The 11,514-nt window shown below is 63.1% G+C and carries 12 protein-coding genes and 1 rRNA gene; 8 read left to right on the forward strand and 5 right to left on the reverse strand.

The features are described from left to right. Position 1 precedes the first annotated feature (1 nt). Positions 2–1,495 carry an NCS2 family permease gene (locus KRX12_RS04745; RefSeq protein WP_218363636.1) on the reverse strand — a complete coding sequence of 498 codons (1,494 nt, stop codon included), beginning with the start codon at positions 1,493–1,495 and terminating at the stop codon, positions 2–4. A 540-nt stretch (positions 1,496–2,035) separates the two neighbouring features. Here KRX12_RS04745 and KRX12_RS04750 point away from each other — a divergent pair. Next, a complete protein-coding gene (locus KRX12_RS04750; protein WP_218365897.1) occupies positions 2,036–2,653 on the forward strand; it encodes a hypothetical protein in 618 nt (205 codons plus the stop codon). A 27-nt stretch (positions 2,654–2,680) separates the two neighbouring features. Here the strand turns inward: KRX12_RS04750 and KRX12_RS04755 are convergent, their stop codons facing one another. After that, complete coding sequence (locus KRX12_RS04755; RefSeq protein ID WP_370451584.1) at positions 2,681–3,322, reverse strand: DUF3027 domain-containing protein; 642 nt, start codon at positions 3,320–3,322, stop codon at positions 2,681–2,683. Positions 3,323–3,519: 197 nt separating this feature from the next. Between KRX12_RS04755 and KRX12_RS04760 the strand changes: the two genes are divergently transcribed. After that, on the forward strand, positions 3,520–4,371 hold the full coding sequence (locus KRX12_RS04760) for a glutaminyl-peptide cyclotransferase (RefSeq protein WP_218365898.1): 852 nt from the start codon (positions 3,520–3,522) through the stop codon (positions 4,369–4,371). Between the two features lie 11 nt (positions 4,372–4,382). Beyond that, the gene (locus KRX12_RS04765) at positions 4,383–4,916 is read left to right on the forward strand and encodes a DUF2771 domain-containing protein (protein WP_218365899.1); all 534 of its coding nucleotides are present in this window, start codon (positions 4,383–4,385) and stop codon (positions 4,914–4,916) included. On the opposite strand, the gene KRX12_RS04770 is transcribed toward KRX12_RS04765, so the two are convergent. Continuing rightward, entirely contained in the window at positions 4,913–5,302 is a 390-nt protein-coding gene (locus tag KRX12_RS04770) for a cold-shock protein (protein WP_151530450.1), read from the reverse strand. The genes KRX12_RS04765 and KRX12_RS04770 overlap by 4 nt on opposite strands. A 773-nt stretch (positions 5,303–6,075) precedes the next feature. On the opposite strand from KRX12_RS04770, the gene KRX12_RS04775 reads away from it, so the two are divergent. Together KRX12_RS04775 and KRX12_RS04780 are read left to right on the forward strand one after the other, a co-directional pair. Beyond that, positions 6,076–6,711 carry a resuscitation-promoting factor Rpf1 domain-containing protein gene (locus KRX12_RS04775; protein WP_218365900.1) on the forward strand — a complete coding sequence of 212 codons (636 nt, stop codon included), beginning with the start codon at positions 6,076–6,078 and terminating at the stop codon, positions 6,709–6,711. 354 nt (positions 6,712–7,065) lie between these two features. Beyond that, a complete protein-coding gene (locus KRX12_RS04780) occupies positions 7,066–8,370 on the forward strand; it encodes a hypothetical protein (RefSeq protein WP_218365901.1) in 1,305 nt (434 codons plus the stop codon). 139 nt (positions 8,371–8,509) lie between these two features. Here KRX12_RS04780 and KRX12_RS04785 read toward each other — a convergent pair whose 3' ends face one another. Further along, the gene (locus KRX12_RS04785; RefSeq protein ID WP_151530453.1) at positions 8,510–8,701 is read right to left on the reverse strand and encodes a hypothetical protein; all 192 of its coding nucleotides are present in this window, start codon (positions 8,699–8,701) and stop codon (positions 8,510–8,512) included. A 173-nt stretch (positions 8,702–8,874) separates the two neighbouring features. Between KRX12_RS04785 and KRX12_RS04790 the strand changes: the two genes are divergently transcribed. From KRX12_RS04790 to KRX12_RS04800, 3 genes are all read left to right on the forward strand, one after another. After that, positions 8,875–9,519 (forward strand): DUF3239 domain-containing protein, encoded by a 645-nt coding sequence (locus KRX12_RS04790; RefSeq protein WP_255550072.1) that lies wholly within the window; start codon positions 8,875–8,877, stop codon positions 9,517–9,519. A 16-nt stretch (positions 9,520–9,535) separates the two neighbouring features. Continuing rightward, positions 9,536–10,723 carry an aminotransferase class I/II-fold pyridoxal phosphate-dependent enzyme gene (locus KRX12_RS04795; protein ID WP_218365902.1) on the forward strand — a complete coding sequence of 396 codons (1,188 nt, stop codon included), beginning with the start codon at positions 9,536–9,538 and terminating at the stop codon, positions 10,721–10,723. Between the two features lie 90 nt (positions 10,724–10,813). Then, positions 10,814–11,287: an SRPBCC family protein gene (locus tag KRX12_RS04800; RefSeq protein WP_218365903.1), complete on the forward strand. Its 474-nt coding sequence runs from the start codon at positions 10,814–10,816 to the stop codon at positions 11,285–11,287. A gap of 107 nt (positions 11,288–11,394) precedes the next feature. Here KRX12_RS04800 and rrf read toward each other — a convergent pair. Beyond that, a 5S ribosomal RNA gene (rrf, locus tag KRX12_RS04805) occupies positions 11,395–11,511 on the reverse strand. Between the last annotated feature and the right edge of the window lie 3 nt (positions 11,512–11,514).

The following is an 11,514-nucleotide window of genomic DNA, read 5'->3' on the forward strand; positions in this document are numbered from 1 at the left end:
GCTAGTGTACGGCCGCCAGGATGGGGTCGATGGCGAAGTAGACCAAGAACAGCGCGGAGATCAGCCACAGCAGCCAGTGCACCTGCTTAGCCCTGCCGGAGGCAACGGCCATGGCGGTATAGGCCACAAAGCCTACGCCGATGCCATTGGCGATCGAGTAGGTAAAGGGCATGGCCACGATGGTGAGGAAGGCCGGCAGTGCGATATGGAACTCGGTGAAGTCGATCTCGCGAATCTGTCCCATCATCAGGGCGCCGACGATCACCAGCACGGGCGCGGCGGCCTCGATCGGCACGACCTCATAGAGCGGGGTAAGAAACATCGCCAGCAGGAACATGATGCCGGTGACCACATTGGCCAGCCCGGTGCGGGCGCCATCGGCGATACCGGCGGCGGAGTCGATGTAGACGGTATTCGAGGAGGCGGAGCAGCCGCCGCCCACGACGGCGCCGACGCCCTCCACCACCAGCGCCCGCTTCATATCGGGCAGGTTGCCGTTCTCATCGCTCAGGCCCGCTTGGCGGCCGAGTGCCGTCATGGTGCCCATGGCGTCGAAGAAGTTTGCCAACACCAGGGTGAACACCAGCAGAGACGCCGAGAGCGCCCCGATCTGGGCGAAGGCGCCGAAGAGATCCACGGCGCCCACCAGGGACAGATCCGGGGTGGAGCCGATGGATTCCGGCAGGGTGGGCACGGCCAGCGACCAGCCGGTGGGATTGGGCTTGCCGTCCACGAAGGAGGGGCCGGAGCCGGTGAAAGACTCCACAATCATGGCGATGATCGTGGTGGAGACGATGCCGATAAACAGCCCGCCACGCACATTGCGCGCCACCAGCACGCCACAGATGAGCAGGCCGAGGACAAAGACGAAGGTGGGCCAGGACGCGATCGAACCATCGATGCCGAGGGTCACCGGCACGGTCGTTCCCGCGGCATCGGGGATACGCCGAACGAAGCCGGCGTCCACCAGGCCAATCATGGCGATGAACATGCCAATGCCCACGCCCATCGCGGCTTTGAGCGAATGCGGGATGGCGCGGAATACGGCGACGCGGAAGCCAGAGACGGCGAGCACCACGATGATGATGCCATCGATCACCACCAGCCCCATGGCCTCCGGCCAGGTCAGCCCCTCGGCGGAGACCAGGGTGACGGCCACCAGGGTGTTGATTCCCAGGCCGGTGGCGATGCCGAAGGGATAGCGGGCGAAGACACCGAAGGCGATGGACATCACGCCCGCGGCGAGGGCGGTGACGGCGGCGACCTGCGGGATCCCGAGGGATACCCCGTTGCGGTCTTCGATACCGCCGAGGATCAGCGGGTTCAGCAGCACGATATAGGCCATGGCCAAGAAGGTGACCAGGCCGGCGCGGACCTCAGTGCCCACGCTCGAACCGCGTTGAGAAATAGAGAAGAAGGAATCGAGCCGGTTTTTCGGCTCGCGGGCGGCGCGAGGCTTCTGCTCGGCGACCTCAGAGTGTTGCGGGGCTGTCATGGCCTGCCTTTTCTTAAGTTGCGCTTTCCGTTGGCACGGCGCCTCAGCGCGGCTTTGCCCCGTGAGTGGTGGCCGTTGATAACGGCGCACACTTTCCAGCGGCGAGCACGCGTGGCGACGTGGTGTCGTGCACAGCAGCGTCGAAGGCGGGTAGGTAGACGCCGCTCTTCAACAGCCGCGTTTATGTTACTCTCAGCTGCTTGCTAAAAGAGAAATAACTCCCCGCAGCGCCGCCCGCAGCGGCCCCAGCGCCACCCCCTAGCGGCACCGAAGCAAGCGTCGCCGTGGGTTAAGCTAAAAAGCACTGGTGTTTATCACGTATTACCCTCGCCCGGATGAGGCCGGGTGCGCATACGTCAGCCCCGTATGCCGCGCCCAGCTGTCGATGCCGCGCGCGTGCGATGCGTGCAACGCCGCATGCGAGAAACCCGGTTCACCCTAGTAGCACAAAGGAGCATGTCACCCGCGGTGTACAGGACTAGTTTTAGGCAGGTCGATGGGCGCGTCCGACATTTAGGGGAACACCTCAACCGTCTGGGCATGCATCTCAGTGCGAGCGATCATGAGGCCATTCGCGCCCGGCTCCGCAGCGCCGGCAAGGGCAGCTTCTTTCCCCTCATTGAGGCGGAACGCTCCTATTGGAATGTGCGGCTGCGCCCCGATGTGCCCACCAGCGATCACATCTGCGTTTCCACCCAGCTGCTGCGCGATCAACGCCGCGCCCCCGCCAGCTATGGGGTGGATTATCCTTGGCTGAAACACCACCTCGATCGGCTCCAGCAGGAGGGCGCCGATGAGGGGCTGCTCAGCGACGGCCACGGCCGCGTGCTGCAGGGCATTTTCGCCACGATCATCGTGATCACCGGGGCCACCGCGCATATTTCTACCCACCCGAGCTCGCACGCCTCGGTGCTGCGCGAACCCGTATTGGACTATCTCATCTCCCGCGGCGTGGAGGTACACCCTCACGTGAAGGGGCTGCCACCCTATCTTTTGGGGCGGGGTGAAGTGTGGTTCGTCGATTCGCTATCTGGGGTGCGCAAGGTGGAGCACTGGATGGAATATGGCACCACCCGCACGGCGCGCACCCACAGCTCGCCGCATATTGATGTCGCAGACGCCAATAGCTGGCTGTGGGCCACCGCAGATTCCGTCTAGTGTGACCTGCCCCGCGGCGCCGCTGGCTTAGAGCTCGATGGCTTTTTCATCGTCATAGGGCGTGGCCACCGGCGCGCCGAGCTGTTCCTTCGGTGGGGTCAGCGAATGCGCCCCGCAGCCATAGGCAGTGTGCACCACGTGCCCATCGGCGGAGTATTCATTGGCGCACACGCCGAAGTTGCGCCCCACTTCCTCGGGGAGCTGCAGGTAGAAGGCACAGCTGCCGCATTCGAGGCTCGCCTTTTGGGCAAACTCGCTGCCTGGGCCGAAGGAGCCGCGCCCCCAGCGCTGCCGCGCCTCGGATAGCCCCGCCGCGGAAATCTCGAGATGAGTAGTGCCGTCCTCGTCGGTGGTATCCACCACCCGGGGATCGCCCTCCTCGAGCGGCAGCTGCGTCTCCGGGTCCAGATCCCCGGGCCGGATGCGCTCGGAATAGGGCACCCACTCGGGCGCGGTCAGGGCGCTGCGGCCGGCGATGAGGGAGACATCATTGACGGTGATATGGTCCGAGCCGGGCGCGGCCGTGACACTCACATGCCATTGCCAGCCTCGGTAGCCCGGCACCTCTGCGCCGAAGCGATGCACGGCCAGGGTGTCGTCGATAAGCTGCGCCCCGATATGCTGCCCCACCGGTCCCTCATCCATCTCAGCGGCGGCGCTGAGTGCGATGCTGCGAGCCTGTGAACTCAACAGCACGTGCGTGCTGCCGCTCGAGCTCGTGCTGCTCGAGGCGCTGGCGGCAACGCGGGGACGACGGCTGCGGCGGCGACGCCGCGCGCCGCTACGGGCGGATGGGCGCGAGGATCGGGAAGAGTCTGACTGTGTCACGATTACTATTATCCCCAACGTGGTGCAGAATACGAGGTATGAGGTTTGCTTCGTTCACATCCACCCTTGTCATCGCGGCCCTCGGAGCGTGTGCGCTCGGCGGATGCGCGTCTGAGCACAAGGGCCCGACCTACACGGTCTCCCAGAACGGCAGCGCTGCCGATACCCCCGCCGCTCCCGAGGTGCCTACCTTGGTACCCACGGTGCTCGCCACGCACGATATTGCACCCACCTTCGTCCAAGGCCTGCAGGTGATCGGTGATTCCTTCCTGCTCTCTACGGGGCTGAATGGGGAATCCACCATCCAATACCGCGATCGCGAGACCTATGCGGAGCAGACATCTTTGCCGCTTGACGACGCTTTCTTCGGGGAAGGAGCAACCCTTGCCGACGGTTCCGTGTGGCAGCTGACGTGGAAAGCCGGGGTGGCCTTCCAGCGCGATCCCGACACCTTAGAAGAGCGCGCCCGCTTCACCTATGACGGCGAGGGGTGGGGCCTATGTGCTTTTGATGGCACGGGGCCGCTCTACCTCTCCGATGGCAGTGCCACGATTCGCGCGATGAATACTGCCGACTTTCAATCCCTCGGCAACTTCACCATCCGCGACGCCGAGGGCCAGCCCATCTCCCGCCTCAATGAGCTCGAGTGCGCGGAGTTTCGCGGCCAGCCCGCCATCTACGCCAATATTTTCACCACGGATGAGATTGTGGTCTTTAGCCCCCGCGACGGCGAGCTGCTCGCGCGCATCGACGCCTCCGGGCTGGATTCCCGCGCGCCCGAGGATCCCAATACCGTGCTCAACGGTATCGCCGCCGGGGAGAATGGGCGCTTCTATCTCACGGGCAAGAACTGGCCGGTGCTCTACGAGGTGGAGTGGCGCGAGAGCTAGAATCGATGTCCATGGCTACCCGCAAACAACGTCGTGCCCAATTCCGCACCGTGCTCCTGCTCATCGTGGCGGTACTCGCCGTCCTCGGTGTGACCATGGTGCTGACGAAGCTGCTTAATAATCGGCCCGATCCCGAGCCGGAGACGGTGCGGATTAATGCCAGCGTCAATGACACCACAGTGGAGGTCGCCCCCTATGTGATCGCCGAAGTTGGCGAGCAACCGGAGGAGGGCGAGATCGCCGCCATCGAGGTGGGCCCCGAGGACACGCTCTCGCTCGCCATCCCCGAGGTGGTGCACGACCACGACTGGGCGCTCTTAACCATCTACGATGATCCGGCCTATAACGACGAGAAGTACTTCACCGCCAATGAACGCACCGAGGTGGAGATCCCCGGCTCGGCAGAGAGCAAAGAAAAGGACTCCACCGACCAACCACGCCTCGTGGTTGTGGAGGTGAAGTCCGTTCTCATCGGCCACAATGGCGCCGGCGAGGAAACCCCCTACAACGTCACGTGGTCCATCACGACCCAGCCTGAATCCTAGGTGTCGAGCTCCTTGGCGATGGCGCGCAGAATCGCCGCGATCTGGCGGCCGGTTTTGCGCTCCGGATAGCGGCCGGCGGTCAGTCCGGGCTGTACCTCGGTTTCGAGGACCGTCATCGCATCGGAGATCATGGAGTTGAGCTGCTCCGGCGAATAGGTGCGGCTCGGCCGGCGGCGGGCGCGCGGGCTATCGAGTACCTTCACCCGCAGCGCCTGGGGGCCGCGGCGGCCAGCGGCAAAATCGAACTCGATGCGCTGCCCCTTGTGCAGCTCCTCCACCCCAGCCGGCAGCACCTGCTTGCTCACATAGCAGTCCTCCTCGCCCGGGTTGGACACAAAGCCGAACCCACGCTCGGGGTCATACCACCTCACCTTGCCGATTGGCATGGCCTATCACCTCTTCTTGTCACGCACAGATACTTCAGCACTCGGACCGTCTCCCACGGCACTCGAGACACACGCAGCGTCCGAGTGCGTCTCACGCCGAGTGCAGCAGACTAAAGAACACTAGTGTATTCCTCTCCGCCGCGGGGAGCCACACCCCGCGACGCGCCCGGCGCGAGCACCGTGCTCTCCCCTAGACAGATACCGTGGGCGCGCGCTACTCGACGGGAACACCATACGTACCACACGCCCCATAAAGCACAGCTTTCACCCGCCTAGCAGGGCAAAGGCACGCATAAAACGGCCCCTAACACGCCGTCTCGGCCGCTGCAGGTGCATATGTGCCATAGATCACATTCACCAATTTGCCTACCCTGAACAGGGGATTCTCGAGCAGCTACCGCCACTACGTCACCGGAGCGTGACTAAATCGTTATAAACGGTTACGGTGCTTGTTAGGCGCTCACCGAGGAGCACCTCGCGGACCTCCCTGTATCCCGCACCGCACCGCAGCAGCGATACGCGGCGCTAGGGACAACAGTTATAAGGATCACGATTCCCTCCCTGCACTCGTGCATCCCTCATGGAAGGCCCGCACCCCTGAGACCGCTTCTCGGAACTCGAGCGTATTTCATACAGATTTCACCTCCCATACCGATTTAACGTGTGTGCGGCAGGGCATCGCTGCTTTTGGCGATACCGCTCGCGACGCACCGTCGCACCGGCTTAGCCAGTGGCACCGAGGGCGCGCACACCGAAAGGAAAGACAGAGACTTATGGCTCGTCACGCCCGCAAGACCGCGTCCACTACCGCAAAGATCGCCGCCGGAACCATGGTCGTTGGCGCCGCCACCGCTGCCATGGCCCCCACCGCCTCCGCAGCTCCGGATTCGGATTGGGATCGCCTCGCACAGTGCGAGTCCGGCGGTAACTGGCACATCAACACCGGTAATGGCTACCACGGTGGCCTGCAGTTCCACCCGGCTACCTGGAACGCTCATGGCGGCCAGGAGTTCGCTCCCACCGCTGATCGCGCCACCCGCGAAGAGCAGATCGTGGTTGCCGAGCGCGTGCTCGCTTCCCAGGGCTGGGGCGCATGGCCGGCCTGCTCCGCTCGTCTGGGCCTGAACTCTGCCCCCACCCAGCGTCCGGCCCCGGGCCACAGCACCCCGAGCCACAACGCTCCGAACCACAACGCTCCGGCGACCCCCGCTCGCACCAACTTTGCCCCGGCAGATGAGGCCCTCCGCGCTGTGGACCAGGCTTTCCGCACCGTAGACGAGGCCTATGGCCAGGCCAAGGGCGTGGCTCGCCAGGCCGGCATCCCGGTTCCGGGCCAGGTCGACCAGGCCTACAACACCGTGGTGGGCCAGGCCCGCCAGGCTGTGAACACCGTCGCCTCCCTGTACTAAGCCGTCGCTGCCCCACCACCGGGGCATGCTGGCTCCATAGCGAGACGCCAGAGACACGTAAAAGGACCTCACTCCCCTATCTGGGGATGTGAGGTCCTTCTCGTCTTCTCTACCCCCAGAGTTCGCTCGTGGGGCGTGCAATTGTGCCGGTCGAGTCCCTATGCAGCTGAGGCGTCGCTGAGCCCAAGGTGATATAAAACGCGACGTTCGATAAACTCACCTCAGTACACACTCACCTCATACCAACGGCCGACGCGGCGGATTACGCGCCTGCGCGCCGCGGTGTGATTCACGGACTCAGTCTAGAGAACTACGAGGACAATCGTTGTGTTAAAACGATCAATCAGTATCACTATGGCCTTTGTCGGACTCATCGTCGGCGCCGGCTTCGCATCAGGCCAGGAAATGCTGCAGTACTTTGTGGCCTTCGGTCGCTGGGGAGTTCTCGGCGCCGTCATCGCCGGTGTGCTCATGGCACTGACGGGCATGATCTGTCTGCAGCTGGGCTCCTACTTCCAAGCCGATGAGCACCTCTCCGTACTGGAGAAGGTGACCTTCCCCTGGATGTCGAGGATTCTCGACATCGCCGTCTCCATCACCTTATTCTCCGTGGGCTTCGTGATGTTCGCCGGCGCCGGCTCGAACCTGGAGCAGGAGTTCGGGCTCGACGTGTGGGTGGGCGCTGTGCTCATGGTGGTCATGGTGCTCGCCGCCGGCATGCTGGATGTGGGCAAGGTGTCCAATGTGATGGGCGCAGCCACCCCAGTGATCATCGTCTTCCTGGCCGGCGCCTGCATCTACGCCATGATGCACTCCGGCGAGTCGCTATCCACCCTCGAGCCGGTGGCCAATGAGCTGCCCACCAGCCTGCCGAACTGGTTCATCTCCTCCATGAACTATGTGGGCTTCTGCCTCATGGTGGCGATCTCCATGGCCATCGTCATGGGTGGCGATAACGTGGATCCCCGCTCCTCCGCCATCGGCGGCCTGGCCGGCGGCACCATCTACGGCATCCTGCTCACTCTGTGCACTGTGGCCCTGTTCTCCTACATCAAGGTGGTCAAGGACGAGGATATGCCGACCCTGGCCATCGTCCAGGAGATCAACCCCTCCTTGGGCACCGCCATGGCGCTGGTGATCTACATCATGATCTTCAATACCGCCATCGGCATGTTCTACGCCTTGGCCAAGCGCCTCGCTAAGGGAGATCAGAGCAAGTTCCAGAAGTGGCTATTCATTCTCGTCGGCGTCGGCTTCGTCCTCTCCTTCATCGGCTTCCGCCAGCTGGTGGCCTATGTCTACCCCGCGCTGGGCTATATTGGCGTCGCGTTGATCGTGGTGCTCATCGTCGCCTGGTGGCGCGGCCGCAGCATGATCAAGGGCGAGACCGAGCGCCGCATCCGCATCCGCGAGCTCATGGCTATGCGCTTCGACCCCAACCGCCCCTACTCCCGCGAGGAGGCCGCGGAGATGCGCCGCGAAATCGCCAGCTCCAATATCGAGGACGAGGAGCTGCTGGAGTCCATCACCGAGGAGGTGCGTGATGAACTCGAGGACACCTCGGAGCTCGACGAATCCACCACCGCCTCGGCCGAGCCTGAGGCCGAGTCGGACCCCGAGACTGAGTCCGAGTCCGAGGACAGCACGAGCGTGAAATAGGCGTCGATAAGCGCGCTCAGCAACACAACACCCCTAGATCACCGCCGACCGGGCGGGACTAGGGGTGTTTGTCTCTGTGATACGCATACACCCCGCCGCGGACAGAGTCGTCGCGAGGCGGGGTGCGAAAAAAGAGGCGTTAGGGGCGATTGATGCGCGTGTAGGGGTGAACGTAGCCGGTCTCCTCATAGGGGACGGGGAAGATGAAATCATTACCCCACGGGCTATTCGCGCCGTCATACTCCGAGATGAGGTCAGTTACAGGGTGTTCACCGGGTGCTACGTCCGGCCAGCCCGGATCAACGTAGCCCTTCTTCTCTACATTAGCCATGACGCCATTCTTTCAAATAGACAAATACTGTGCCCATGATTGTACCCGACGGGGGTAGCAAAATACATTGATGAGCACACATTCCGCGGCAGGGCTGGATGCGGCGGCGCTGCGGCGGGCGGGGCACTCGGGAAGATGCTGTTTTGCCTGCGGTTGTCCTTTATGCTTGTGCTATGCCGCAGACATTTTCCTTCACCGTCGATGGCCCCTACAACAAGGAACACAATGAGATGTTCCGCGATGCGCGCCGGCTCAAGCTCTCCGCGCTATTGTTCGGGCTCATCTTCTTCGGCTTGGCGCTCGGCGTGGTCTATTTCAGTAACCAGGCCTCCTGGTCCTACTACGCGGCCATCGCCTTCGGCGTCATCGGCCTCATCAGCCTCATCCTTATCCCCGTATTGGATAAGCAGGTGGGCACCGCGCAGAGTCTCTATGACCGCTACGAGCTCGTGCCGGCGATGATCGCGCAGATTAACCCGCGCGACAAGGTGATCCTCGCATTGGTGAACACCAGCGTAAACCCAAACGCGAAACCGGTGTGGGCCTTGGCTGCCCGCACTGTCACCCGTCTGGAGGGCCACAGCTCTACTGTGGGTGAGCGGGTGCCCGCGGTGGCGGTATCGGGGCGCCGCAGCGTCCAGGACCAGGAGCACTGGGACGAGATTTCGCCCATGCCCATTGCCTGGGGCACCCCGGATCCAGATGTGGTGCGCGATGCTATTAACGCCATCGATCAGAAGCGCTGGCGGCGCCTCGAGCAGCACCTGAATAAGGTGGATGATGTGCTGGCAACCAAATTCAACCTTCTCGAACTCTAGGAGTATCTCTAGGTTTATGAGCCCTTCCCCACAGACTTCGCACGATCCCGGCATCGCCCGGATGGTCCCTTTCAATAAGTCCATCTTTGACACCATGACCACCCAGGCCGCCCGCTATGACGCGATCAACCTCGGCCAGGGCTATCCCGATCATTCTGGGCCGGAGTCCATGCTCCAGATGGCCTGCGAGCAGATTGCTGCCGGCAATAACCAATACGCCCCGCCCCGTGGCGTCGCCGAGCTGCGGGAGGCCATCGCCCGCGAACGCAATGAGCGCTATGACGCGAAAATCACCGCGGACAATGTGCTCGTCACCGTCGGCGCCACCGAGGCCATCGCCGCCAGCGTGCTGGGCTTGGTCGAGCCCGGCGATGAGGTGATCGTCTTCGAGCCCTACTATGACGCCTATGCGGCCTCCATTGCGCTTGCCGACGCCACCCGCGTGCCCGTTGCCCTTCGTCTCGACACCGAGACCGGGCACTGGGATATCGACCGCGAGGCACTTGCCGCCGCGGTGACGGATAAAACCGTGGCGATCATGGTGAATAATCCGCACAACCCCACCGGCAGTGTCTTCAGCGAACAGGGCCTGCAGGCCCTGGCGGATATCGCTATCGACAATAATCTCTGGGTGATCGCCGATGAGGTCTATGAGCATCTCATCTTCGACGGCCACCACACCCCCATCGCTGGCCTGCCGGGAATGCGTGAGCGCACCATCAGTATTTCCTCGGCGGCAAAGACGCTCTGCGTCACCGGGTGGAAAACGGGCTGGGCTATTGCGGAGCCTGCCTTGCTCAACGCTGTGGCCCGCGCCAAGCAGTACCTCAGCTTCGTCGGCACCACCCCTACCCAGCCGGCTATCGCCCACGCGCTCAATAATGAGCAGGACTGGATTGCGGATATGGTGCACGGGCTGGAAGAGCGCAAAAACCACCTGCGTACCGTGCTCAGCGAGATCGGCTTCACGGTCTACGACTCCCAGGGCACCTATTTCTTGCTTGTCGACGTCGCCTCCAAGGGCTTCGAGGACGGCATGGATTTCTGTATGCGCCTGCCTGAGATCGCCGGTGTCGCGGCCATTCCGGCCGCCGCGTTCTGCGATGATCCGGAGCTGTGTCGCACCTTGGTGCGTTTCGCCTTCTCCAAATCGGAGGCCTCTATTGATGAGGCCGCGCGCCGGCTGCGCGCCGCATTCGCTTAAGATCTCCATCGGAGCTCTTCCTGCCTTCTCGGCTCTCGTGTTCTGCCCTCTCCTCCCGCGGGGGCGGCAGAATCACTACGCTGGGAAGGCATGAACCTTTCTGAGCTACGTAGTACCCAGGACATCTATATCGATGCCAGCCCGAGCGATGTTTTTGCGCTGGTGACCTCCATTGAACGCACCGGCGAGTGGTCGCCTGTGTGCCGCAGCTGCTGGTGGGAAGATGAGACGGTCACCCATCAGGAGGGGGCCTGGTTTAAGGGCCGCAATGAAACCCCAGATCGCACGTGGGAGACCCGCAGCCTGGTCACTGCCTATGAGAAGGATCGCCACTTCCAGTGGGCCATCAATGGCGAGGTCGTCGTGTGGGGTTTTGTGCTCTCCCCTGAGGGTGAGGGCACGCGCCTGCACGAGACCTGGGAGGTGACCGAGAAGGGCCTCGCGTTCTTCCAGGACAAGTATGGCGAGGACTGGGAGGCGCAGCTCGCAGAGCGCCGCGATGCCGCCTTGGCTGGTATTCCCGCCACGCTTCAGGCGATTAAGGCTATTGCCGAAGGGCACTAAACTCTGTCCCCTGCTGGCGTGCTCTGGGCATGCCGAAGGGCGGGGGTGAAGTATCACCTGGTGTGGTGTGTCTTCTCCCCCGCCCTTGTGCGGTGTTTGTAGTTTTAGGTCGGCGGTGACTTACTCTCCCACACCCTCCCGGGTGCAGTACCATCAGCGCTGTCGGGCTTAGCTTCCGGGTTCGGAATGGGACCGGGCGTGTCCCCGATGCTATAACCACCGACACA

This window comes from Corynebacterium sp. TAE3-ERU2, assembly GCF_019209955.1.
Taxonomy (GTDB): domain Bacteria; phylum Actinomycetota; class Actinomycetes; order Mycobacteriales; family Mycobacteriaceae; genus Corynebacterium; species Corynebacterium megadyptis.